The following is a 24,218-nucleotide window of genomic DNA, read 5'->3' as shown; positions in this document are numbered from 1 at the left end:
CCCGGCAAACAAAGGACTTGAAGGGTTTTAGGGGGAAAAGGGAAATGTATCGAAGTCGAAAAACCGGCGGTGGAATGCCGCTATGCGGCAATCACGATCTCTGAGGTTGTTGGCGAACTTGTGGCGAGGGGATTTATCCCCGCTGGGTGGCGAAGCCGCCCCGATACCGATAAACGCAGTTCAACTGATACACCGCTTTGGATGGATTTGGGGCTGCTTCGCAGCCCATCGGGGATAAATCCCCTCGCCACAGGGGTTCTTCTTAACTTCCGGAATCTTTGCCGACTTCGTATTCGCGCAATTTGTTAGCAATGGTGGTGTGCGAGACGCCGAGTCGCTTGCCGAGTTGCCGACTACTCGGATGTTCCGAATACAGCCGCTCCAGCACAGCCTTCTCAAAGCGCCCGACAATTTCATCCAGCCCGCCCTCCAGCGAAAAATCGCCAAGCGGCTGACGCACGCCATAATCCGGCAGGCGAATGTGCTCAGCCTTGACCGTGCCGCCGTCACACAGCGAAACCGCCTGAAACAGCACGTTCTCCAGTTGCCGCACATTGCCCGGCCAATGGTAGTGACTCAGCCGATCCATCGCCGCCGGTGCCAGTTTCGGCAGCGCGCAACCGATCTGCCGACTGGCCTGATCGAGGAAGTGTTCAACCAGCGGTGTCAGCCCGTCGAGGCATTCACGCAGTGGCGGGATGTGCAGCGAAAGCACGTTCAAGCGATGGTACAAATCCTGACGAAACTCACCGCGCGCGCACAGTTCGGACAAGTCCACCTGCGTCGCGCAGATCACCCGCACATCCAGATACACCTCTTCATCACTGCCGACACGACGGAAGCAACCGTCCTGCAAGAAGCGCAGCAATTTCACCTGCAAGCGCGGGCTCATTTCGCCGACGCCATCGAGAAACAACGTACCGCCCGCCGTCAGCTCCAGCAGCCCGAGCTTGCCTTCGGCCCGCGCACCTTCGAACGCGCCGGGGCCGTAGCCGAACAACTCGGTCTCGGCCATCGACTCGGGCAACCCGGCACAGTTGAGCGCCATCAACGGCGATTGTCCGCGTGGACTGGCGAGGTGACAGGCGCGCGCCAGCAATTCTTTGCCGGTGCCGGTTTCGCCTTCTATCAATAGCGGCGCATCCAGCGGTGCCATACGCCGAGCTTCGCGCACCACGGCGGCCATGACTTTGGAACTCTGGAAGATGCTGTCGAAGCCGCGCAGCTCTTGCTTGCGCACGTTATAGATACGCTCGCCAACCCGGTCCGCTCGATGCAAAGTCAGCACCGCGCCGGCCATGGCTTCGCTGTCGTCGTGTTCGGATTGCAGTGGTGCGATGTCGGCGAGAAACACGTCGCCCTTGACCTTGACCCGCATGCCGTTGATCCGCGATTTGTTGGCGCGCACCAGTTCCGGCAAGTCGAAATCTTCGGCGTAACGCGACAGCGGAATTCCCGGAACCTCGTCGACGCGCACCCCGAGCAACTGCGCCGCCGCGCGGTTGGCCGCCACGATCGAGCCGCCCATGTCGATCGACAGCACCGGAAACTCCAGCGCGCCGAGCAAGGCGTTCAATTCCATATGCCGACGTTCGCTGGGCATCAGCCCGACGCGCTTGACGCCAAACACCCCGGCAATCGCTTCGAACTTCGGGCGCAGCGCCTGGAACTGAATGTTGATCAGGTTCGGGCAATGCAGGTAGATCGCGTTGCCGTGCTCGCCACCAACTTCGCCGCGTGCGACGTTGATCCCGTACTCCACCAGCAAGTTGAGAATGTCGCGCAGGATGCCGATGCGGTTCTGGCAGTGGACTTTGATACGCATATGAAAGGCCCGATACAGGTCAATGGGCGGGTTGGCGCGGATTTTTCTGCGCCGGTCGCAAGATAATCGTCAAGATTATGTGACAGCCAAGCGCCTTTTCAAACCCGCCAATCACCGCAAACACGACTTTTCCCACAATACGTAACGAAAAGTTTACGGATGATGCCGAATTTTCCCACTTCAAACTATTTCAACCTGCTGCATCAACCCACGCTCTCAGGTAATTCTGAATCCATCGCTGGACATAACAAGAACGAATTCCCCTAGCAGGAGAGCAGTATGAAGCAGACGCAATACGTGGCTCGCGAGCCCGATGCGCAAGGTTTTATCGACTACCCCGCCGAAGAACACGCGGTGTGGAATACGCTGATCACCCGCCAGCTGAAAGTGATCGAGGGTCGAGCGTGCCAGGAATACCTGGACGGTATCGACAAACTCGGTCTGCCCCACGACCGCATTCCGCAACTCGGCGAGATCAACAAAGTCCTCGGCGAGACCACCGGTTGGCAGGTCGAACGCGTTCCTGCGCTGATTCCCTTCCAGACCTTCTTCGAATTGCTCGCCAGCAAGCGCTTCCCGGTGGCCACGTTCATTCGTACCCGCGAAGAACTGGACTACCTGCAAGAGCCGGACATTTTCCACGAGATCTTTGGTCACTGCCCGCTGCTGACCAACCCGTGGTTCGCTGAATTCACCCACACCTACGGCAAGCTCGGCCTGCAAGCCAGCAAGGAAGAACGCGTGTACCTGGCGCGTCTGTACTGGATGACCATCGAGTTCGGTCTGGTCGACACGCCGCAAGGCCAGCGCATCTACGGCGGCGGCATTCTGTCCTCACCCAAAGAAACTGTTTACTCGCTGTCGGACGAACCTGAGCATCAGGCCTTCGATCCGCTGGAAGCCATGCGTACGCCGTACCGCATCGACATCCTGCAACCGGTCTACTTTGTACTGCCGAACCTCAAGCGCCTGTTCGACCTCGCCCACGAAGACATCATGGGTATGGTCAAGCAAGGTATGCAGTTGGGTCTGCACGCGCCAAAATTTCCGCCAAAACCGAAAGCGGCGTGACCCGCCACTTTTGCTGACAAGTGAGTCTGTCAGTTGCCGCCACTTTGGTTTAGCGTGGCGGCATTGACGGCCAATATAAAAAAACACCTCCAGATTTCAGGAAGCCCACCATGTCCACTTTGAACCAAGCCCACTGCGAAGCCTGCCGCGCCGATGCGCCACAAGTCAGCGACGAAGAACTGCCGATTCTGATCAAGCAGATCCCTGACTGGAACATCGAAGTGCGCGACAGCATCATGCAGCTGGAAAAAGTTTTCCTGTTCAAGAATTTCAAGCACGCGCTGGCGTTCACCAACGCAGTCGGCGAGATCTCCGAGGCTGAAGGTCACCACCCGGGCCTGCTCACCGAGTGGGGCAAAGTCACCGTGACCTGGTGGAGCCACTCGATCAAAGGCCTGCACCGCAACGACTTCATCATGGCCGCGCGCACTGACGAAGTGGCCAAGACCGCAGAAGGACGCAAGTAATGCACTTCGACGCCATTGGCCGGGTGCCCGGCGATCCGATCCTCGGTCTGATGGAGGCTTATGCGCAGGATGCCAATCCGCGCAAATTCGACCTTGGCGTCGGCGTTTATAAAGATGCCCAAGGCCTGACGCCGATCCCCGAGGCGGTGAAAATCGCCGAAGCGCGGCTGGTCGAGAGCCAGAACACCAAGACCTACATCGGTGGCCACGGCAATCCGCTGTTCGGCAAAGTCATCAATGAGCTGGTACTCGGTGCCGATTCGGCACTGATCGCCGAACAGCGTGTTGGCGCCACCCAGACACCGGGCGGTACCGGTGCCCTGCGTCTGGCTGCGGACTTCATCGCCCAGTGTCTGCCGGGCAAAGGCGTCTGGCTGAGCAACCCGACCTGGCCGATCCACGAAACGATTTTCGCGGCGGCCGGGGTCAAGGTCAGCCATTACCCATACGTGGGCAGCGACAATCGTCTCGACGTTGAAGCAATGCTCGAAGTGCTCAATCAAGTGCCGAAGGGCGACGTGGTTCTGCTGCACGCGTGCTGCCACAACCCGACCGGTTTCGACCTCAGTCATGACGACTGGCGTCGAGTGCTGGACGTAGTGCGCAGCCGCGATCTGCTGCCGCTGATCGACTTCGCCTATCAAGGCTTTGGTGATGGTCTGGAGCAGGACGCGTGGTCAACCCGACTGTTCGCCGCTGAAGTGCCGGAACTGTTGATCACCAGTTCCTGCTCGAAGAACTTCGGCCTGTATCGCGACCGCACCGGTGCGCTGATCGTCTGCGCAAAAAGCGCCGACAAGCTCATCGACATTCGCAGCCAACTGGCCAACATCGCCCGCAACCTGTGGTCGACTCCGCCAGATCACGGCGCGGCAGTCGTCGCCACCATCCTCGCCGACCCGGAACTGAAAAGCCGCTGGGCCGACGAAGTCGAAGCCATGCGCCTGCGCATCGCCCAACTGCGCAGCGGTCTGGTCGAAGCGCTGGAACCGCACGGCTTGCGCGAGAAGTTCGCACACATTGGCGTGCAACGCGGGATGTTCTCCTACACCGGTCTGTCGCCGGAACAGGTGAAACAACTGCGCGAGCATCACAGCGTGTACATGGTCAGCTCGGGCCGGGCCAACGTGGCCGGTATCGATGCAACCCGCCTCGACCTGCTGGCCGAAGCGATCGCCAACGTCTGCAAATAACCAAATGTGGGAGCGAGCTTGCTCGCGAAAGCGCCGGATCAATCGACACCTGTGTCGGCTGAGAGGGCCCCTTCGCGAGCAAGCTCGCTCCCACAGTCGTTTGTGCGCTGCCTTCTCCCGTGCGGCCATTTGTCGCAATAAATCGAATTAAAAGTCTGATTGTCATTTTTCCTGCTGTATCCTGCGCAGGCTTTCTGAAAGCGCGGATCTACCAGATCTATCAACAGACTTAGCGAGGAGCGCAACCATGCACGAGATTCCTAATCTCCCCTTCCCAAGCCTGCACGAACCTGAGCAGACGACCACGCAACAAGCCGGCGCAGCACAGGCCGAGCCGCAAGAAGCAGTTGAAAGCCGTCCGGCCGACAGCGACGAGTAAGCAATACCCGCCGTACAGACCGTGTGGAAAGCGCTAAGATGCGCTTTCCACACTGCCTGAAACCTGAGCCACCATGTCCAAAGAATTCGATGAACAGCAGGCCGCGACCCTGATCGGTGCCACCGAGAAGATGATCGAGATCTGGAGCCGTCTCTCGCCCGAGAAGCAAGCCGCCCTGCTTGCCCGTTTCGGCAGCGAAGAAAACGCCCTCGCCGCGCTGGTCACTACGCAATTGGTCGCCCCGGCCAAATAGTTTTACTTTTCCCCGCCCCACACGCGCCCACGCCGGTATCATGAGCAGCCTATCTATTCTGCTCGCCCCGTGGATCGTTACCCATGTCGTTGTCTATGCCAGAACCCCAGCGCCCCCTGGCGGTTACGCTGCAAGTCGTTTCCATCGTCCTCTTCACGTTTATCGGCTACCTGAATATCGGCATTCCGCTCGCCGTATTGCCCGGTTATGTCCACAGTGACTTGGGCTTCGGCGCGGTCATCGCCGGGCTGGTGATCAGCGTGCAATACCTCGCCACCCTGCTCAGCCGCCCGTATGCCGGCAAGATCATTGATAACAAGGGCAGCAAACTGGCGGTGATGTATGGCTTGGCCGGGTGCGGTCTGAGCGGTGTGTTCATGCTGATTTCGGCGTGGACGCAGAGCTTGCCGATGCTCAGCCTGATCAGTCTGCTGATTGGGCGGCTGGTGTTGGGCAGCGCGGAAAGTCTGGTGGGTTCCGGTTCGATTGGCTGGGGCATCGGCCGGGTCGGCGCGGCAAACACCGCCAAGGTGATTTCGTGGAACGGCATTGCCAGTTACGGCGCCATCGCCATCGGCGCGCCACTGGGCGCACAGTTGGTCAGAGAGTTGGGCTTGTGGAGCATGGGCGTGAGCATCGTGCTGCTCTCGCTGCTCGGCCTGATGCTGGCGTGGCCGAAAATCGCTGCGCCGATTGTGGTCGGCGAGCGCTTACCGTTCATGCATGTGCTGGGCCGAGTGTTTCCACACGGTTGCGGTCTGGCACTGGGTTCGATTGGGTTCGGCACCATCGCCACCTTCATCACCCTGTATTACGCGACGCAGCACTGGGAAAACGCGGTGTTGTGCCTGAGCCTGTTCGGCGCCAGTTTCATTGGCGCGCGACTGCTGTTTGGCAATTTGATCAACCGTCTCGGCGGGTTCCGTGTGGCGATTGCCTGTCTGTCAGTGGAAACCCTGGGCCTGTTGCTGCTGTGGCTCGCGCCGGACGCGCATTGGGCGTTGGCCGGTGCGGCGTTGAGCGGTTTCGGTTTCTCGCTGGTGTTCCCCGCGCTGGGCGTGGAAGCAGTGAACCTGGTGCCGGCCTCCAGCCGTGGTGCGGCGGTCGGGGCTTATTCGCTGTTCATCGATTTGTCGCTGGGGATCACCGGGCCGCTGGCCGGGGCGATTGCGGCGGGCTTCGGCTTTGCTTCGATTTTCTTGTTTGCCGCCCTCGCTGCATTTTGCAGCCTGGTGCTGAGTGTCTTTCTATACAGGCATTGCGCTAAAAAATAATGATCGACACCTAACGCAAAGAAGACCGCTGAGGCAGCAGCCGTAGCGGTCTTCGGGCTGAAAAGGCACTGTTCTTGGCTGTATATCACCCGATCAGACGCATGATCTCGTAGGTGTCGGGCGAACCATCATGACTTGCAGAAACAACGATATTCCGGTCTGTCTGGACAGCTAATGAATGCACGATATTCTTCTCGGGCAGCGCAGCAATCCCGTCTTTTCCAAAACTACCTTGCCACCCCATACTCTGCTCGAGCGTTCCGATTACAGCATCCCCGTTACCTTGGGAGTCGTATTGCCGTGCCGCCACGACGATGGTCGAACCCGGATTGTAGAGTCGCGCAGCAAATACTTCGGTTTCTCCATTTCCGCCGAGTGAACCGGTCCAGCCTCTATCTCCATAGTCCGGGTCTTCTTCGCCATCCGCTCCGCGACGTTGGACGACAAGAAAGAAGTGCTGACTGGCGGCATTTGCAGCCGTGCCCGACAGGTAAATTTTTGATGTGTCGTCCCTGAACAGAATGGATTTTTTCACATTTGGCTGCTGATCGTAGTAGCCATCACTCCCGAAATCCGTAGCAACCTTCCCGTTAGCGTCGAACTTGACTAAAAACCAACCACCTTCGCCGGTGACGTGAGTAGTGGCTGCAAGTAGAAAGTTCGAGCCTTGCGGAACTAGACTCTCGATTCTCTCGAGGTGCATGCCATTGCGCTGCAACAACATATATCCAACCTCGTGGAAACTTGTATCCAGGTCCCCATTGCCCAGCACATTCGCAAGTACGCCGTAATTATATAAATCTTCGTACGGCTGACAACTGGACAGCATGACCGTACCGTTACTCAATAGCGTCATTGCTCCAGAAAATTCGAGTTCAATTCCCTTACCATTTGGGGGCGAGGCAAATAAAGGGCCACCTTCAGCGAGGTCGAAATAATTAAAATAAGCTAGCCCTCCTTTGCCGAACGAACCATCCAATTTCCCGGCAAGATCCAACTTGGCCAAACCTGGAAAATGCGCTCCGGTCAACGTCTCTGCGCAGAACCCCACTACAATTGTCTGAGTAGCCTCATCAACCTGCAAATCAAAGGGTCGCGCCGACTTCGTTGCTGAAAAATGATCGGACAATTTAAACTTCGCAAGCCCGCCATTACCAAATCGGGCATCCAGATTTCCGTTGACATCAAGCATAGCCACGTAAGTCGTTTCGCTGAGACTTGCGTAAGCCGCACACAGAACATTCCCACTGCCTAAAACATGAAGCGTACAAACTTCCAGATCGGCGCCTTGCTCATCGAGCAAGTGAACTTTCCCGCCATCACCAAAACTTACGTCGAGGTCTCCTCGATTCGCAACATTCGCACTTAAACTAACACGACTGGTCATGATTAACGTCCCTGACAGGTTGAAGAGAAGATGCCAGTCATTAAACAGAATCACTAACTCTCAGTCTCCTGTCAGAAATGACAGTTGTATAGATCGAATAGTAATAAAAACCTACTCAATCACAAAAAAGATCCATCTGAATAATTGACTTAGCACTATTACATCGCACGTTCGGAATTGCCGAGCACTCAAAAATCCACCTTGCCGCGCCCGGCCTTGATGCTGCCGCGCTTGGTTTTCGATTCGAGCCGACGCTTCTTCGAACCGAGGGTCGGCTTGGTCGGGCGGCGTTTCTTTTCGACTTTGGTGGCGCTTAGAATCAGCTCGGTCAGGCGCTCCAGCGCATCGGCGCGGTTAGCTTCCTGCGTGCGGTATTGCTGAGCCTTGATGATCAACACGCCATCGCTGGTGATGCGACTGTCGCGCAACGCGAGCAGACGCTCCTTGTAGAACTCCGGCAAGGACGAAGCCGGAATGTCGAAGCGCAGGTGCATGGCACTCGAGACCTTGTTGACGTTCTGCCCTCCCGCGCCTTGCGCGCGAATGGCGGTCAACTCGATCTCGGCATCCGGCAGATGCACAGTGTTGGAAATCTTCAGCATTGCATTCTCATCGTGAAACCTGACGTCTCGTTACATCCCTGAAGCTGCTCGTGGGCACGGCTTCAAGGGCATTTCCAATTTCTGACCGGCCACTATACACAGATGAAGTATCATCCCCGCCCATACAACCTTGGCCCTAACTATCCCAATGCAGGAAGCATAAGCATGACCAGCAAAGCAGTTATCGTTTTCAGTGGCGGACAGGACTCCACAACCTGCCTGATTCACGCCCTCGCCCACTACGATGAAATTCACTGCATCACCTTCGACTATGGTCAGCGCCATCGCGCAGAAATTGAAGTCGCCCAGCATCTGGCCAAGAAGCTCGGCGTCATCGTGCATAAAGTTCTGGATGCATCGTTGTTGAATGAGCTGGCGATCAGCAGCCTGACACGCGACAACATTCCGGTGCCGACCGTGAACAGCTCAGGTGAAAGTATTCCGAGTACGTTTGTGCCGGGCAGAAACATTCTGTTCTTAACCCTGGCTTCGATTTATGCGTATCAAGTTCAAGCCAAAACAGTCATCACCGGTGTTTGCGAGACTGATTTCTCTGGCTATCCAGACTGTCGAGATGAGTTCGTCAAGGCTTTGAACAAAGCCATTGAGCTAGGCATGGATTACCCATTGACGCTGGAAACGCCGCTGATGTGGCTGAACAAGGCAGAAACCTGGGCCTTGGCCGATTACCACAATCAACTGGATTTGATTCGCGAACAAACGCTGACTTGCTATAACGGCATTATGGGCAGCGGATGTGCCGATTGCGATGCTTGCAATCTTCGCGCGAAAGGACTGAACGAGTTCTTGAATAACAAATCGCAAGTTACACAGAGTTTGAAAGCCAAGCTTAACCTTTCGTAAAACACAAAAGCGCTCACTCAGACATGCACACAATGGCATGTCAAGTGAGCGCCAGCCTTGGCTTATCGAGTCTGGACTGCGCCTGTCAAATACTTCTTGAACAATGACCTTGCGCCGTATGCAGGCAAGACGTTAAAGAACGCAAAGCAAACTTTAATCGCGATCTGAACGTAGATCATGCTGAGGATCGCACTGTTCTCCATAACGCCATAAAACGCGATATAGCAGAACAGAAAACTGTCGATGATCACCGCGAACAACGTACTCAAAAACACCCGCAGAAACAGAAACTTCGAGTTGGTGAGCTCTTTGATTTTGCACAACAACCACGAGTTTATGTTTTCAGACACCAGAAACGAAATAGAAGATGCAACCAGCACTGAAGACAACTGGCTGATGACATCATTGTAAGGCCCATCGAGTTTCCAGCCTGGCAAGCCAGGAAGGTGAGTGGTAATGGCCAACAGAATAATAATGGCCGCATTGCTGATGAAGGCAAAAAGTATCGCCTTGCGCGCCAGTCTCAGGCCAAACGTCTCATTCAGCAAATCAACGATCAGAAATGTCAGCGGATAAAGGAATGTTCCCGGTGTCACGACGATATCGAAGTATTCCAGATAAATTGGCTTGGTCGCGGCAATACTGGTGAAGATATAGAGTGTGAACAGCATCAGGTTCAGAATGATGTAAATCATCCATGAACTCTCATGACGGTCGTTCATTTCGTAGGCGGTGAGCGCCCCGCCCTGGGAGTAGAACTTCTTGTACAGGTTTTTCACTTCGATTTTATTCAGATTATCCATAATCTCACTATTCAACACTTCGCTCAGTTTTATTTTAATGATCTTGCCCGTCGCGATAATCATGATCACGGCGAGGCTTTTTTCGTTTTCAAATCCCAATAGCTTGTATTTGCTGTTTTCCATTTCAACACTACAGCCCATTAAATCGTTCCTCGATTATGTCTCCGACAACACAAAAACGATCCGCAACAACGCCGACCTCTTTGGTTATCAGCAGCTTTTTGGTGATGTGGTCATACACCAGCTTTTCCCTGTCGCTGGTTGATGAACCTTTTTGCACTATCAATAAATCGCCCGACTCATTTTTGCCGCTGATTTCGTTTTCCAGCAGCACACCGATCAAATTGAAGGATGTTCCGAAATAGTAGGTCAATGGGTAAATGGTCGCCAGCTCACCAATTCGCTTATCCAGATTCTGTAGAACCAGACTCTCTTTCAGAATAGGCACTGCGGCGGGATTCATATTCCCCTGCGGTGAAATACTGCTGTCTATTATTTCCTTCTCTTGAAAATCGATAGTTTCTATTTCTTCATAAGAAACGCCGAAAAAATCAGAAATCTTACGCACCGTGGACTGCTGTACGTTTACCACCTTACCTTCGAGAATGTTGTAGATGGTAGTTCTGGTCAGGCCACTGGAATTGCACAAGGACAGTTGAGTTTCACCGCGACTTTTTATCAAGTACTTGATGTTGTTCTTGAGATTCTCCGATCTTTCTTTTCTGTGCATGAAATGCTTACCCGTCCTTTTTATCCGCAATCAAGGATACGCCCTGAATACTCACTCAGTACTCACAAGCGAAGTACTTGATTACGGCTTTCTCCGTATGAAAGCCGCGAGCGATCATAGCATCGCTCCATTCCTTGAGCCCGGCACACGCAGTTTTACACCTAACCCCCATGCAAAAAGAATCATTTTCTTTGAACAATGTTCATTTTTCTGATTAATTCGGTGGCATTCCTGACTGAAAAACCTATGATGCACCCAGCCGTCCTGCGCTCAAAGCATCGTGCGCAGGTATGAAACGCTGGCTGCCGGTACAGACGTTAGTTGGGCGCGCATGGGCGCCACAACACGGATCGTCTGCATCGGAGGTACACCACGCAAGCTCAGGAAAGTCGCGCTGTTGTTCGCAGCGCGCAACACACAGGGAAGGTAAACAGACGATGGCAGTCATGACTGAACAGCCTGCGAGCCAGGTAGATTTGCTGCGCCGTGGCCTGGCGGATCTTCGTGCAGAAGATGCCGAACTGGCGCAGATCCTCGACGCTGAAATCACGCGTCAACACCGCACGCTGTCACTGATCTCCTCTTCCAGCGCGGTCAAGCCGCGCACTTTGGTGGCATCCGCTTCGACGCTGGTCAACGTAACCGCTGAAGGCATGCTCGGCCGGCGCGGTCACACCGGTTGCGAAAACGCCGATCGGGTTGAGTCGCTGGCCGTGCGCAGAGCGCGAGAATTGTTCGGCGCCCAATACGCAAACGTGCAATCGCATTCAGCGTCGAACGCCAATTACCAGGTGCTGACGGCCCTGCTTGAGCCTGGCGATACCCTGTTGGGAATGGCCGTCGAACATGGCGGGCACCTCACCCATGGCTGCCCGACTGCATTCTCCAGCGACTACTACAAGGCCATCCAGTACGGCACGACTGCGCAAGGCCTGATCGATTACGACGAGGTGCGCACACTGGCGCTGGCGCATCGCCCGCGCATCATCATGTGCGGCGCAACGGCTTACTCGCGTGTGGTGGATTTCCAGCGTTTTCGCGAAATTGCCGATGAAGCCGGCTCGCTCCTGCTGGCTGACATTTCGCACATCGCCGGACTGGTTGCCACCGGGCGCCATCCGAATCCGATCGACGTTGCGCACGTCACCACCACTTGCACTCACAAGCAACTCGCCGGCCCGCGTGGTGGCTTGATTCTGTCCGGCCGAGACGCGAACACCAAAGTCCCCGGCCTGCGGATCACCTTCAGCCGTGCGCTTGAGCAAGCCGTATATCCGGGCATGCAGGGCGCGCCGGCAGTGAACATGATCGCGGCCAAAGCGGCGGCACTGGGCTACGCGATGTCTGCCGAATTCGACGCTGACATGGCGCGCATCCGCGCCACGGCAGAGGCGATGGCCAGCGCGTTTCAGGCGCATGACTACGAGGTCATCGGCGGCGGCAGTGACAACCATACGATTCTGCTGCGCCTGCGTGGCGGCATCACCGGCTGCATGGCGCAATCGGCGCTGGATCAGTGCGGGATCATCGTCAACCGCCATCGCGTACCCGGCGAACCCCGAGCGTCCCACATCACCAGCGGCTTGCGCATCGGCACTGGCTGCATGGCGCAGCGTCACATCGATGCCCAAGGCTGCCGCGAAGTCGTCGAGCTGATCTGCCGGATTCTCGACAACCTCACGCCACTCGGCGAGCAGGATTACACGCTGCAACCTGCACTGCGTGAGCAATTGCGCCTACAGACTGAAGCGCTGTGCACGCGCTATCCCATCGCAGATTACGCATAACCCTTCTTGCGCAGACAAAAAACCCGGCGCTTGGCCGGGTTAGTTGTTTGTGCGTCAGCGCTTACTTGGCAGCACCTGCCGCCTGCACAGCTTGTTGCGCACCGCGTTTGTTCTTGATCACGTAGCAGACCCACATGAACACGACCCACACCGGAATCGCGTACACCGAGATCTGGATGCCCGGAATCAGCAGCATCACACCCAGAATGAATGCAACGAATGCCAGGCAGATGTAGTTGCCGTACGGATACCACAGCGCTTTGAACAACGGCGTCTGCCGGGTCTTGTTCATGTGCTGGCGGAACTTGAAGTGCGAAAAGCTGATCATCGCCCAGTTGATCACCAGCGTCGCTACAACCAGCGACATCAGCAGCTCAAGCGCGTGTTGCGGGATCAGGTAGTTGAGCAACACTGCCACCAGCGTCACCGCTGCGGAAGCAAGGATCGAACGCACCGGCACGCCGCGCTTGTCGATCTTCGCCAGCGCTTTCGGCGCATCACCTTGCTCGGCCATACCCAGCAACATGCGGCTGTTGCAGTAGGTGCCGCTGTTGTACACCGACAACGCAGCGGTCAAGACCACGAAGTTGAGGATGTGCGCGGCGGTGTTACTGCCGAGCATCGAGAACACTTGTACGAACGGGCTACCGCTGTAGGAATCGCCGGAAGCATTGATGTTCGCCAGCAGGGCATCCCACGGAGTCAACGACAGCAGGATCACCAGCGCGCCGATGTAGAAAATCAGGATGCGGTAGATCACCTGGTTGATGGCTTTCGGGATCACGGTCTTCGGCTGGTCGGCTTCAGCTGCGGTGAAACCGAGCATTTCCAGACCGCCGAAGGAAAACATGATGATTGCCATGGCCATCACCAGACCGCTGACGCCATTGGGGAAGAAACCACCGTGCGACCACAGGTTGCTCACCGAGGCTTGCGGGCCGCCATTGCCGCTGACCAGCAGGTAGCTGCCCAGCGCGATCATGCCGACGATCGCCACGACCTTGATGATCGCGAACCAGAATTCGGCTTCACCGAAGACTTTGACGTTGGCCAGGTTGATCAGGTTGATCAGCACGAAGAAGCCAGCAGCGGTCACCCAGGTCGGAATATCCGGCGCCCAGTAGTGCACGTACTTGCCGACCGCTGTCAGCTCCGACATACCCACCAGAATGTACAGAATCCAGCAGTTCCAGCCCGACAGGAAACCGGCAAAGCCGCCCCAGTACTTGTGCGCGAAATGGCTGAAGGAACCGGCCACCGGCTCTTCGACGATCATTTCGCCGAGCTGGCGCATGATCATGAACGCGATGAAGCCGCAGATGGCGTAGCCGAGGATCATCGACGGGCCGGCGGATTTCAGCACCCCGGCCGAGCCGAGGAACAATCCGGTACCGATCGCGCCACCAAGGGCGATCAGTTGAATGTGTCTGTTTTTCAGGCCGCGTTTCAGCTCGCCTGATTGCGAGGGTTGTCCACTCATGAAAAAGGTCTCACGCAAGGTTTGATGATGTTCAGTAGACGTTGCTGCAAGGTTGCGATTTGGCAGCCTCGATCAAACCCCAGCGCAGGCACCAGGAGTTCAGCTTTTTTACAACGGTCATGCGTCACCTGTTTGTTTTTATCTGTGACGAAATCGAACCCGGCACGCTCGTGACGCGACGGAGTGAACAAGGCGGATGGCCTTGAGATTTACGCGATTACGCAGAGGGTCACAGCTAAAACGCGGCGCATTGTACACCGCTAACCCCCTGCTGCCAGACACCGCTGGATCAGCGTGTCGGTTGCCGGGATTGCGCGTGTCCGCCTCGAGTAGCCCGGGCGACTGCAAAATTTGATTCAGGCCTTTGCAGGCCGTCGGTATGGACGAGTGAAAAGTCGCCCACTGAGGAGAGGTGAAATCGGATTACGGCGTTCATTGCGCCTCCTTCTTGTTATGCACCTGCACGACAGGTATAGGGCGCATCTCATCGTTCAAAGCGTTCGGAAACAAGCGCGCCAGAGCCTTGCACGGCTCAGCACAGACGGGCCTTCGGCATGAATTCCTTACAGCCGCGCCAAGCTCCCTGATCCATGGGACTAAAGCGCGTATTTCGTAAACAATACGTTACATCGCGTAACGCATAGTTTCCGATTCAGAAAAATCTGTAGGTCGTCTGCAAATTGACGGAGGCAAGCTGGCTAACGAAAAAGCCGTTTAGTTTTTTGTTTTCAAATAAGAAAACGCCGCCAGAAAAACGGAATAAAAAGTTTATTTAAAAATTAAATGGATAATTTTTTGCGCAACAAAACATCGTCAACTAGGTTCTTCACGTCCTGCCGGGGTTCGTGACCGGCAAGTCAGCGCACTGTTCCGCGAGCCATTGGCAGTTGAGAGTGCGCCGCTATTCCAATCGTGAAAGTCATCTAGGAGATCGACCATGCAAGTACTGGAAAAAGACCTGGACACCGAACTGCAACTGGACGAATGGTTCGAAGCACCGACTCATGACGCCGCCGTGGAAATGATGCAAGCCGACGCGGTCGTACCGTTCGGCACGGCGATGTGGCCTCTGTAACACGTCCCGGGCAGGCACGATCCGGCCGGTCGTGCCTGCCGCTTTTCTCACGGTCTGTCCGGGAGGGCTCATGGATAAGCCACGCGCGATTTCGCATTTCCTCTACTACCTCGAACATCACCCAGCCTTGGCCGGACTTGAATCAGCCAAGGTGCTGCTGGGGCACACTGCCGATTACGAAGCGCTGACCGGCGCCATCGCCGAAAAATCCGGCGATCATCCGCGCTTCAAGTTCAGCGCCCGACGCCTGGACCTGGAATCCACCGCAGCGCTGACTTCGGCGATCACCGACAGCGATCTGTACATTTTCTTCTACGACTCTTCCACCCTGCCCAACCCGCGCCCCGACGGCCCGGAGTTTGTCCGCGCGCTGCAAACGGTGATGGCCGAGAACTGGAAGAAATCGCTGCTGTTCAAGGATTACGGCGATTATTTCTACGACACCTTCAGCGTCACACCGCAACGCATTGCCGGGCTGAATAGCCATCTGATCCAGCGCATGTCGCAGGCCACCACCCTGAGTTTCAAGGACGAGCACGGCTCATGGTTCGAAACGCCGATGAGCAGCATCAAGAAATGGACCGACATCAACGGTGTCGGCAATTTCGACCTGGCGCCCGGTGAAATCGCCACTCACAGTGAAGCGATCAATGGGCATGTGAAGTTCAAGGGCACGTTCCTCAGCACCATTCCTTTTGCGCGCAAGTACGGCGTGCTGGAATCGCCGCTGGAGCTGTGGATCGAGAATTCGACCATCAGCCGCATCGCCACCGAGGTGCCGGGGCTGGAGCATGATTTCAACAAGTACCTGGATGCCAACCCGTCGAACCGGCGGATCGAGGAGCTGGGGATTGGTACTAACGAAGGCGTGAAAACGCTGTATGCGCGCAATGCCGGATTCGAGGAGCGTCATTGCGGTTTGCATCTGGGGCTGGGTGGTGGGGCCAAGGGCAGCCATCACCTGGATCTGATTTTCTCCAGCGGGGTCTTGGCGCTGGATGACAAACCGGTGTTTGACGGCAGGTTTGTTTTTTAGGCGGCTGACGCCATCGCTGGCAAGCCAGCTCCCACAGGGATTATGTCGATTACAAAATTTGAATCCAACCCGAATCCTGTGGGAGCTGGCTTGCCAGCGATGACGGCCTCAAAACCACGACATAACTTTCGCCAGACAAAAAAAACGCCAACCCTGAGGTTGGCGTTTTTTATTCAGCTTCAGCGCAAAAACCGCTTACTCAGGCTTGCGACGACCAAAGCCCGGACGCTGACCGGAACCAGCCGGTGCGCCACGGCGCTTGCCCGATGGCTTGTCGCCGTCGACCAGTTTGATACCTGGACGCTTCGGCGCCGGTTTGGCCGGGCGCTTGTTGGTGGTGTCCGCTGGACGATCCGCAACTGGCGTACCGCGACCGGCAGGAGCACCACGCTCGCCACGCTCAGTGCGACCGTTGGCCGGACGCGGAGCGCGCTCGCCGTCACGGGCGCCAGCAGGCTTGCGCGCTGGACGCTCGCCTTCGATGTGCGGCTCACGCGATGGACGCGGGCCGGTCGGGGCGCCAGCGGCTGGACGCAGCGTGCGCACGCGCTCGGTCTTGCCCATCGGGCGCGACGATTTGCGTTGCAGACGCTCGAGCTTGTCTTTGCTCTTGGCATTCAGTTGCGGCATGGCCACCGGGGTCAGGCCGACTTCAGCGCTCAGAATGTCAACTTCATACTGGCTCATTTCGCGCCAGCGGCCCATCGGCAGGTCGGAGTTGAGGAACACCGGACCGAAACGCACGCGCTTCAGACGGCTGACCACCAGACCCTGGGATTCCCACAGACGACGAACCTCACGGTTACGGCCTTCCATCACCACGCAGTGGTACCAGTGGTTGAAGCCTTCGCCGCCCGGAGCCTGCTTGATATCGGTGAACTTGGCCGGGCCGTCTTCCAGCACCACGCCAGCCTTCAGACGCTCGATCATCTCGTCATCGACTTCACCACGAACACGCACGGCGTACTCGCGGTCCATCTCGTAGGACGGGTGCATCAGACGGTTGGCCAGTTCACCGTCAGTGGTGAACATCAGCAGACCGGTGGTGTTGATGTCGAGACGGCCGATGTTGATCCAGCGCCCTTCTTTCGGACGTGGCAGCTTGTCGAACACGGTTGGACGACGCTCAGGGTCGTCACGGGTGCAGATCTCGCCATCGGGCTTGTTGTACATGATCACGCGGCGTACCGACTCGGCGGCTTCTTCGCGCTTGATGACCTTGCCATCGATGGTGATTGCGTCGTGCAGGTCGACGCGCAGGCCCAAGGTGGCATCTTTGCCGTTGACCTTGATGCGGCCGGCAGTGATCCAGGATTCAACATCGCGGCGCGAGCCGACGCCGATACGGGCGAGGACTTTTTGCAGTTTCTCGCCTGCTGGGCCGATTTCCTGGTCGTCTTTCTGGTCGTTGATACTCATCTGGGCACCTCCCGGTGTGATCTGTTCAGAACGCTCTGAATTAAGCGCGCTGAAGCTTTGAAATCTGGGTTCTTTGCCGAAGGGATCGACGAAGGGTCGCGAATCATACGCGGATGTGCGCGTTGGCGCATCAAAGACTAGCTGATCGATCGACAGTTATTTGCTTTTCCGCCGACCGGCCTTGCCAAGTTTGATCAGGCGCAGCGCGGCTTCGGCGAGTACCGTGCGCTTGTCGTCCTTGTCGAGCTTCTTCCAGGCCTTGATCTCGCGCTTGCTGCGCCCGCAGCCGATGCAGATGTCATCGGTGAATTTACAGAGGCTGATGCAGGGGTCTTTGGTTGAGCTCATGCTCAGTCCTCGAATTCGCGGCGCTCGGCTTCGATGGCTTCGGCGAGGGCGCGGGCTTCGGCTTCTTCTTCGCTCAGCTCGGGTTCCGGCGCGGCTTGCTCAAGGGCGGCCACGGCGGCGAGCAGTTTCTCCCTGGCCTCGGCGACGCCTAATACGTCGTCTTCGTGCTCCGGTTCGGGCTCGGGCTCAACCGTCGGCGCAACTGGCTCGGCGTCAAACTCCGTCGACACCGGCGGACCATCCGCCACATCCCGCAGCAAATCGTCGAAGTCGGTCTTGATCCCCTCCTCCATGCTGTCCAGCTCCAGCAGCAAGGTGTGGAAACTGGTTTCCTCTTTCTCTTCCTCCGGCTCGGCGCTGGCGTCGGCCAATTCCTGCAGGCTGGCGGGAACCGGTGCGTCGTCGAAGTCCAGAATCGGGTCCGGTTCCAGCTCGCGCAGTTCGGCCAGCGGCGGCAGGTCGTCGAGGTTTTTCAGGTTGAAGTGATCAAGAAAAGCCTTGGTGGTGGCGAACATCGCCGGTTTGCCCGGCACGTCGCGGTAACCGACGACACGGATCCACTCGCGCTCCATCAGCGTTTTGACGATGTTGCTGTTGACCGCCACGCCACGCACGTCTTCGATTTCGCCGCGAGTGATCGGCTGGCGATAGGCAATCAGCGCCATGGTTTCCAGCAGTGCGCGGGAATAGCGCTGCGGGCGTTCTTCCCACAAGCGCCCGACCCACGGCGAAAACTTCTCGCGGATTTGCAGGCGGTAGCCGGACGCGACTTCTTTAAGCTCGAACGCACGGCCGTCGCAGGACTTGGCGAGCAAGGTCAGGGCTTTCTTGAAGACCGGCGGTTCCGGGCGTTCGCCTTCTTCGAACAGCTCGAAAAGGCGTTCAAGCGATTGCGGTTTTCCCGAGGCCAACAGAAAGGCTTCAAGCAGGGGCGCCAGCTCGCGGGGTTCAGTCAGGTTCATGTTTCGACTCGTTATTCGGCTCGGGCTCGCACGTGGATCGCGGCGAACGGCTCATTCTGCACCAGCTCGACCAAGGATTCCTTGACCAGTTCAAGGATCGCCATAAAGGTCACCACCACCCCGAGCTTGCCTTCCTCGGCGGTAAACAGCTCGATAAACGGCACAAACCCGCCGCCCTTGAGCCGCTCGAGCACATCGCTCATACGTTCGCGGGTGGACAGCGCTTCGCGGCTGACCTGGTGGCTTTCGAACATGTCGCCACGGCGCAACACCTCGGCCATGCACATCAGGATTTCTTCCAGCGCCACGTCCGGCAACAGCTTGCGCGCGCGGGCTTCCGGGGCGTCAAGCTTGGGCACCACCACGTCGCGGCCAACCCGGCTCAGGCCATCAATGCCTTCGGCGGCAGCCTTGAAGCGCTCGTATTCCTGCAAGCGGCGAATCAGTTCGGCGCGCGGGTCGTCCTCTTCGTCTTCGACGGTTTCCGCTCGCGGCAGCAACATCCGTGACTTGATCTCGGCGAGCATGGCGGCCATCACCAGATACTCGGCTGCCAGTTCCAGACGCACCGATTGCATCAGCTCGACGTACCCCATGTACTGGCGGGTGATTTCCGCCACCGGGATGTCGAGGATGTTGATGTTCTGTTTGCGGATCAGATACAGCAGCAGGTCGAGCGGGCCTTCGAAGGCTTCGAGGAAAACCTCAAGTGCGTCCGGCGGGATGTACAGGTCCAGCGGCATTTCCATGACCGCCTGGCCATAGACCATGGCAAACGGCAGTTCTTGCTGGGCGCCGGCCTGCGGATCGACGGTTTCCACTGCGGACATTCAGGCCTCGACCATGAACGGAGCAGGGTCGCCGCAACCGACGCGCACCACTTCCGGGTCGTCGCCGGTCAAGTCGATGACCGTCGATGCTTTGATCCCACCGAAACCGCCGTCGATGATCAGATCAACCTGATGCTCGAGCAACTGGCGCATTTCATAGGGATCGGTCAGTGGGTCTTCATCGCCGGGCATGATCAGGGTCACGCTCATCAGCGGCTCGCCCAGTTCGGCCAGCAGGGCCAGCGCAATCGGATGGCTCGGCACGCGCAGACCGATGGTGCGCTTCTTCGGATGCAACAACAGGCGCGGCACTTCGCGGGTGGCGTTGAGAATAAACGTGTACGGGCCCGGCAGATGCGCCTTGAGAATACGGAAGGTGCCGGTGTCGATCTTGGCGAACAGGCCGAGTTGCGACAGGTCGCTGCAGATCATCGCGAAGTTGTGCTTCTCATCGAGCTGACGCAAGCGCCGAACGCGCTCCACAGCATTCTTGTCGCCCATCTGGCAACCGATAGCGTAGGAAGAGTCCGTGGGATAAATCACCACCCCGCCCTTGCGGATGATTTCAACAGCCTGTTTGATCAGGCGCGCTTGCGGGTTTTCCGGATGGATCTGGAAAAATTGACTCACATTCTCTACCTGTTCAGACGGCGGCAATAACTGTGTCATGTTTGAACCGGCACCACAGGGGCGGCAGGTCCTCAGGAAGCGGCCGGTACTGGCCGATCTCGGACCAGCCACCAGGGCCATGAAAATCACTGCCGGCACTGACCAGCAGACCGAACTCACGGGCAAGGATCGCCAGGCTGCCCACCTGTTCTGCGGGCTGATGGCCATTGACCACCTCGATTGCGTGCCCGCCTGCTTGAATATAGTCGGCAATCAGTTTTCGGCGCTTGCTGCGGGTGAAATCGTAGTGCCACGGATGCGCCAGACTGACCCAGGCCCCGGCGGCGCGCAGGGTGCCAACGGTGTCTTCGAGGGTCGGCCAGTGTTGCTTGACGTCACCGAGCTTGCCGGCGCCGAGCCATTTGCGGAACGCTTCGGCGCGATCCTTGACGAAACCTTCACGGACCATCCAGTCGGCGAAATGCGGACGGGCCGGGGCGTTGCCGCTGTCGCCGAGTTCCTGCTGGATCTGCCGAGCGCCTTCGAGAGCGCCGGGCATGCCTTTGAGCGCAAGTTTGCGGCTTATCTCTTCCGACCGTAGCCAGCGCCCATCGTGCAATTTGGCGATCGCCTCGACCAACGGTACGGCATTTACGTCAAAACCGTAGCCGAGCACATGAATGGTCGCGCCGCCCCAGGTGCAGGACAATTCGACGCCGTTGACCAGTTGCATCCCCAGCTCGTTGGCGGCGCTGCGCGCTTCGGCGAGGCCTTCGAGGGTGTCGTGATCGGTCAGGGCCAGAACTCGCACGCCATTTTCAAACGCACGCGCAACCAGTACCGCAGGCGCCAAGGCGCCGTCGGAGGCCGTGCTGTGGCAGTGCAAATCAACATTCACGGGGATGTGTAACCTCAAATAAGCTGGCGCTATCGCGCGCCGATATGTTTGTTATTATGCCGCCACATCCGGCATCTGGCTCTCACTGTGAAACAATTCATCGATTTCATCCCGCTTCTGCTGTTCTTCATCGTCTACAAACTCGATCCACGCACCGTCGATATTGCCGGGCATGAGTTGACTGTAGGCGGTATTTACAGCGCCACCGCGATGCTGATCATCAGCTCCCTGGTGGTGTATGGCGCCCTCTTCATCAAACAGCGCAAGCTGGAGAAGAGCCAGTGGCTGACCCTGATCGCCTGCCTCGTGTTCGGCAGCCTGACCCTGGCCTTCCACAGCGAAACCTTCCTCAAATGGAAAGCCCCGGTGGTCAACTGGCTGTTCGCCGTGGCCTTCATCGGCAGCCATTTCATCGGCGACCGCCTGCTGATCAAACGCATCATGGGTCACGCGCTGACCTTGCCGGATCCGGTCTGGACGCGCTTGAACATCGCCTGGATCGCGTTTTTCCTGTTCTGCGGCGCGGCCAACCTGTTTGTCGCCTTCACCTTCCAGAGCTACTGGGTCGACTTCAAGGTGTTCGGCAGCCTGGGCATGACCGTGCTGTTCCTGATCGCACAGGGTATTTACCTGTCGCGTCACCTGCATGACACCGATACCACAACGCCAAAAACCGAGGACTGACATGCTCTACGCAATCATTGCTACCGACGTCGCCAACTCTCTGGAAGCCCGACTGGCTGCCCGCCCTGCACACCTTGAGCGCCTGCAGGTACTCAAGGGTGAAGGCCGCATCGTCCTGGCCGGCCCGCACCCGGCGGTCGACAGCAATGATCCGGGCGCAGCGGGTTTCACCGGCAGCCTGATCGTCGCCGAGTTCGACTCACTCAGCGCCGCCCAGGCCTGGGCCGATGCCGATCCGTTTATCGCCGCGGGCGTCTACGCCAACGTCAGCGTCAAACCGTTCAAGCAAGTCCTGCCTTAACAAGTAGAGAACCTTGTGGCGAGGGAGCTTGCTCCCGCTGGGGCGCGGAGCGGCCCCGCTGTTCAACTCACGAAGCTGGAGACTGCTGCGCAGTCTAGCGGGAGCAAGCTCCCTCGCCACGGTTACCTATCCCCTCACGGTCGGCGAAATGGTTTCTGGCACTGAACCTTGATAGTTCTTGCTGCTCTCAATCGCTCATTATTCTCGTTTGCCTGCCGACAACCTGCCCAATATCCATTTGGAAACAGGTGTCGCGATGCGCAAGGGTCCGTTGTGTCTGATGTTGTTGACGTTGTCGATCGTGGCCCCCGCCCATGGCGAGGAAGGGACTGAGGGCGGCAACTCGACGCCATTGTCGTTAAGTGCCGGCAGCCAGATCACCGAATTGCAGCAGCGCCTCAAGGCCAGCGAGCAGCAGCGCGAAGAACTGAGCAAACAATTGCAAAGTGCCGACAACGAACGCGAAAGCGCCCAGCTCGGCCGCTTGCGTCAGGAAAATCAACGTTTGAAGCTGCAACTCAAGGAAGCCCAGGCCAGTCCAATGCCGCGTCTGCTGACTGATCAGCAGCAATGGTTCGTCACTGGGGCCGGAGTTGCGCTATTGGCGCTGCTCTGCGGTATCTTTGCCAGTGGTGCAAGTCGAAAACGTCGACAATGGCTAAATTGAGTGAGTCATGAGCGAGCTGTTACTGATTGATGATGACCAGGAGTTGTGTGAACTCCTGAGTAGCTGGCTGAGCCAGGAAGGCTTCCAGGTGCGTGCCTGCCACGACGGCCAGAGCGCCCGCAAGGCATTGGCCGAAACCTCGCCCGCCGCCGTGGTGCTGGACGTCATGCTGCCCGACGGCAGCGGTCTGGAACTGCTCAAGCAACTGCGCAGCGATCACGCTGATCTGCCGGTGCTGATGCTTTCGGCCCGTGGCGAACCGCTGGATCGCATCCTCGGTCTGGAACTGGGCGCCGACGATTACCTGGCCAAACCCTGTGACCCGCGCGAACTCACCGCCCGCCTGCGCGCCGTATTGCGCCGCAGTCATCCGACGGCCGTGACCACTCAGGTCGAACTGGGCGATCTAATGTTCAGCCCGGTGCGCGGCGTGGTCAGCATCGACGAGAAGGAATTCACGCTTACCGTTTCCGAAAGCCGCCTGCTCGAAGCCCTGCTCAAGCAACCCGGCGAGCCGCTGGACAAACAGGAACTGGCGCAGATCGCCCTCGGCCGCAAGCTGACCCTGTACGATCGCAGCCTCGACATGCACGTCAGCAACCTGCGCAAAAAGATCGGCCCGCACCCCGACGGCCGCCCACGGATCGTGGCGCTGCGCAGCCGCGGCTACTATTACAGCCTGTAAGTTTTGTCAGGTCGGCACCAAAGCGTGTTTACCCAAGCTTTACACTGCGCTGACCGCCGCTGACCTTGATCTCCGTAATCTGAACTCATCCGGAACGTAGCGGGAACGAGACAAGGAGATACACCATGCGCAAGACTCTTATCGCTCTGATGTTCGCTGCCGCTCTGCCAACCGTCGCCATGGCCATGCCCCAAGATGGCGGCCCGATGGGTGGCCCACTCGACGGTCCGCGCCACGGCGGTCAAATGCACGGCATGCACGGCAAAGGCCCGTACAGCGAGCTTGACCTGTCCCGCGAACAGCGCGAGCAGATCCGCAAGATCATGGGCGAGCAGATGCACGAGCGTAAGCAGACGGTCGACAAGTACCTGGAAAAGCTCTCGCCAGCCGATCAGAAAGCCATGAAGGACGAGATGGCGGCCAACCACAAGAAAGCCGAATCTGACGTACGTGCGGTACTGAAGCCGGATCAACAGAAGAAATTCGACGAGATCCAGAAGAAGAAAGCCGAACGCCGCGCCGAATGGGCCGAGTTCAAAGCCTGGAAAGCGCAACAGCCGCAAAAGGCGCAATAATGCTCTAGTGTCAC

Annotated in this window: 27 protein-coding genes; 15 read left to right on the top strand and 12 right to left on the bottom strand. The window is 57.7% G+C overall.

The features are described 5' to 3' along the window. Positions 1-262: 262 nt before the first annotated feature. Positions 263-1,825 (bottom strand): sigma-54-dependent transcriptional regulator, encoded by a 1,563-nt coding sequence (locus tag ACP7BN_RS14375; protein ID WP_420647940.1) that lies wholly within the window; start codon positions 1,823-1,825, stop codon positions 263-265. A gap of 279 nt (positions 1,826-2,104) precedes the next feature. Here ACP7BN_RS14375 and phhA point away from each other — a divergent pair, with 279 nt between their 5' ends. The 6 genes from phhA to ACP7BN_RS14345 all read left to right on the top strand — a co-directional run bounded on the left by phhA (position 2,105) and on the right by ACP7BN_RS14345 (position 6,462). After that, entirely contained in the window at positions 2,105-2,896 is a 792-nt protein-coding gene (phhA, locus tag ACP7BN_RS14370; protein ID WP_426204896.1) for a phenylalanine 4-monooxygenase, read from the top strand. A 110-nt stretch (positions 2,897-3,006) separates the two neighbouring features. Further along, positions 3,007-3,363 (top strand): 4a-hydroxytetrahydrobiopterin dehydratase, encoded by a 357-nt coding sequence (locus tag ACP7BN_RS14365; RefSeq protein WP_003222798.1) that lies wholly within the window; start codon positions 3,007-3,009, stop codon positions 3,361-3,363. Next, positions 3,363-4,556, top strand: a complete 1,194-nt coding sequence (locus ACP7BN_RS14360; RefSeq protein ID WP_426204894.1) for an amino acid aminotransferase — start codon at positions 3,363-3,365, stop codon at positions 4,554-4,556. Before ACP7BN_RS14365 ends, ACP7BN_RS14360 begins: the two co-directional genes overlap by 1 nt. 247 nt (positions 4,557-4,803) lie before the next feature. Then, entirely contained in the window at positions 4,804-4,935 is a 132-nt protein-coding gene (locus ACP7BN_RS14355) for a hypothetical protein (RefSeq protein ID WP_420647936.1), read from the top strand. Between the two features lie 73 nt (positions 4,936-5,008). Beyond that, positions 5,009-5,188: a hypothetical protein gene (locus ACP7BN_RS14350; protein WP_420647935.1), complete on the top strand. Its 180-nt coding sequence runs from the start codon at positions 5,009-5,011 to the stop codon at positions 5,186-5,188. 83 nt (positions 5,189-5,271) lie between these two features. After that, complete coding sequence (locus tag ACP7BN_RS14345; protein WP_426204890.1) at positions 5,272-6,462, top strand: MFS transporter; 1,191 nt, start codon at positions 5,272-5,274, stop codon at positions 6,460-6,462. Between the two features lie 85 nt (positions 6,463-6,547). Here the strand turns inward: ACP7BN_RS14345 and ACP7BN_RS14340 are convergent, their stop codons facing one another. Together ACP7BN_RS14340 and arfB are read right to left on the bottom strand one after the other, a co-directional pair. Further along, positions 6,548-7,903 (bottom strand): hypothetical protein, encoded by a 1,356-nt coding sequence (locus ACP7BN_RS14340; RefSeq protein ID WP_426204888.1) that lies wholly within the window; start codon positions 7,901-7,903, stop codon positions 6,548-6,550. A 134-nt stretch (positions 7,904-8,037) separates the two neighbouring features. Continuing rightward, entirely contained in the window at positions 8,038-8,451 is a 414-nt protein-coding gene (gene arfB / locus ACP7BN_RS14335) for an alternative ribosome rescue aminoacyl-tRNA hydrolase ArfB (RefSeq protein ID WP_420647933.1), read from the bottom strand. 165 nt (positions 8,452-8,616) lie between these two features. Here arfB and queC point away from each other — a divergent pair, with 165 nt between their 5' ends. Continuing rightward, positions 8,617-9,315, top strand: coding sequence for a 7-cyano-7-deazaguanine synthase QueC (gene queC, locus ACP7BN_RS14330; RefSeq protein ID WP_426204886.1), 699 nt, complete (start codon positions 8,617-8,619; stop codon positions 9,313-9,315). 62 nt (positions 9,316-9,377) lie between these two features. On the opposite strand, the gene ACP7BN_RS14325 is transcribed toward queC, so the two are convergent. Together ACP7BN_RS14325 and ACP7BN_RS14320 are read right to left on the bottom strand one after the other, a co-directional pair. Further along, positions 9,378-10,259: a queuosine precursor transporter gene (locus ACP7BN_RS14325; RefSeq protein WP_426204884.1), complete on the bottom strand. Its 882-nt coding sequence runs from the start codon at positions 10,257-10,259 to the stop codon at positions 9,378-9,380. Next, positions 10,249-10,848 carry a helix-turn-helix transcriptional regulator gene (locus tag ACP7BN_RS14320; protein WP_426204882.1) on the bottom strand — a complete coding sequence of 200 codons (600 nt, stop codon included), beginning with the start codon at positions 10,846-10,848 and terminating at the stop codon, positions 10,249-10,251. Before ACP7BN_RS14320 ends, ACP7BN_RS14325 begins: the two co-directional genes overlap by 11 nt. A 437-nt stretch (positions 10,849-11,285) precedes the next feature. On the opposite strand from ACP7BN_RS14320, the gene glyA reads away from it, so the two are divergent. Continuing rightward, positions 11,286-12,635, top strand: a complete 1,350-nt coding sequence (glyA, locus tag ACP7BN_RS14315; RefSeq protein WP_426204880.1) for a serine hydroxymethyltransferase — start codon at positions 11,286-11,288, stop codon at positions 12,633-12,635. Positions 12,636-12,696: 61 nt separating this feature from the next. Here glyA and ACP7BN_RS14310 read toward each other — a convergent pair whose 3' ends face one another. Then, positions 12,697-14,115 carry an amino acid permease gene (locus ACP7BN_RS14310; RefSeq protein ID WP_420647928.1) on the bottom strand — a complete coding sequence of 473 codons (1,419 nt, stop codon included), beginning with the start codon at positions 14,113-14,115 and terminating at the stop codon, positions 12,697-12,699. Positions 14,116-15,052: 937 nt separating this feature from the next. On the opposite strand from ACP7BN_RS14310, the gene ACP7BN_RS14305 reads away from it, so the two are divergent. Further along, positions 15,053-15,190 (top strand): hypothetical protein, encoded by a 138-nt coding sequence (locus tag ACP7BN_RS14305; protein ID WP_420647927.1) that lies wholly within the window; start codon positions 15,053-15,055, stop codon positions 15,188-15,190. Between the two features lie 70 nt (positions 15,191-15,260). Beyond that, positions 15,261-16,226: a leucyl aminopeptidase gene (locus ACP7BN_RS14300; protein WP_426204878.1), complete on the top strand. Its 966-nt coding sequence runs from the start codon at positions 15,261-15,263 to the stop codon at positions 16,224-16,226. Positions 16,227-16,421: 195 nt separating this feature from the next. Here the strand turns inward: ACP7BN_RS14300 and rluB are convergent, their stop codons facing one another. The 6 genes from rluB to ACP7BN_RS14270 all read right to left on the bottom strand — a co-directional run bounded on the left by rluB (position 16,422) and on the right by ACP7BN_RS14270 (position 21,292). After that, positions 16,422-17,645: a 23S rRNA pseudouridine(2605) synthase RluB gene (gene rluB, locus ACP7BN_RS14295; RefSeq protein ID WP_426204876.1), complete on the bottom strand. Its 1,224-nt coding sequence runs from the start codon at positions 17,643-17,645 to the stop codon at positions 16,422-16,424. 156 nt (positions 17,646-17,801) lie between these two features. Then, on the bottom strand, positions 17,802-17,993 hold the full coding sequence (locus tag ACP7BN_RS14290; RefSeq protein WP_426204875.1) for a DUF1289 domain-containing protein: 192 nt from the start codon (positions 17,991-17,993) through the stop codon (positions 17,802-17,804). A 2-nt stretch (positions 17,994-17,995) separates the two neighbouring features. After that, positions 17,996-18,955: an SMC-Scp complex subunit ScpB gene (scpB, locus tag ACP7BN_RS14285; protein WP_426204873.1), complete on the bottom strand. Its 960-nt coding sequence runs from the start codon at positions 18,953-18,955 to the stop codon at positions 17,996-17,998. Between the two features lie 11 nt (positions 18,956-18,966). Next, positions 18,967-19,725: a segregation and condensation protein A gene (locus tag ACP7BN_RS14280; protein WP_426205053.1), complete on the bottom strand. Its 759-nt coding sequence runs from the start codon at positions 19,723-19,725 to the stop codon at positions 18,967-18,969. A gap of 60 nt (positions 19,726-19,785) precedes the next feature. Further along, on the bottom strand, positions 19,786-20,415 hold the full coding sequence (locus tag ACP7BN_RS14275) for an L-threonylcarbamoyladenylate synthase (RefSeq protein WP_420647922.1): 630 nt from the start codon (positions 20,413-20,415) through the stop codon (positions 19,786-19,788). Between the two features lie 13 nt (positions 20,416-20,428). Next, entirely contained in the window at positions 20,429-21,292 is an 864-nt protein-coding gene (locus tag ACP7BN_RS14270) for a PHP domain-containing protein (RefSeq protein ID WP_426204872.1), read from the bottom strand. Between the two features lie 87 nt (positions 21,293-21,379). Between ACP7BN_RS14270 and ACP7BN_RS14265 the strand changes: the two genes are divergently transcribed. The 5 genes from ACP7BN_RS14265 (at position 21,380) to ACP7BN_RS14245 (ending at position 24,204) form a co-directional block, all read left to right on the top strand. Further along, a complete protein-coding gene (locus tag ACP7BN_RS14265; protein ID WP_420647920.1) occupies positions 21,380-21,976 on the top strand; it encodes a septation protein A in 597 nt (198 codons plus the stop codon). A gap of 1 nt (position 21,977) precedes the next feature. After that, positions 21,978-22,277 (top strand): YciI family protein, encoded by a 300-nt coding sequence (locus ACP7BN_RS14260; protein ID WP_420647919.1) that lies wholly within the window; start codon positions 21,978-21,980, stop codon positions 22,275-22,277. A gap of 256 nt (positions 22,278-22,533) precedes the next feature. Then, complete coding sequence (locus ACP7BN_RS14255) at positions 22,534-22,944, top strand: translation initiation factor 2 (protein ID WP_420647918.1); 411 nt, start codon at positions 22,534-22,536, stop codon at positions 22,942-22,944. Between the two features lie 7 nt (positions 22,945-22,951). Then, on the top strand, positions 22,952-23,629 hold the full coding sequence (locus tag ACP7BN_RS14250; protein ID WP_426204870.1) for a response regulator transcription factor: 678 nt from the start codon (positions 22,952-22,954) through the stop codon (positions 23,627-23,629). Between the two features lie 125 nt (positions 23,630-23,754). Then, positions 23,755-24,204 carry a Spy/CpxP family protein refolding chaperone gene (locus tag ACP7BN_RS14245; protein ID WP_426204868.1) on the top strand — a complete coding sequence of 150 codons (450 nt, stop codon included), beginning with the start codon at positions 23,755-23,757 and terminating at the stop codon, positions 24,202-24,204. Positions 24,205-24,218 lie beyond the last annotated feature (14 nt).

Source organism: Pseudomonas sp. TWP3-1 (genome assembly GCF_049896625.1).
Lineage (GTDB): Bacteria > Pseudomonadota > Gammaproteobacteria > Pseudomonadales > Pseudomonadaceae > Aquipseudomonas.
The sequence above is the reverse complement of the archived record's forward strand: the minus strand, read 5'-3'. Positions and strand labels throughout refer to the sequence as shown.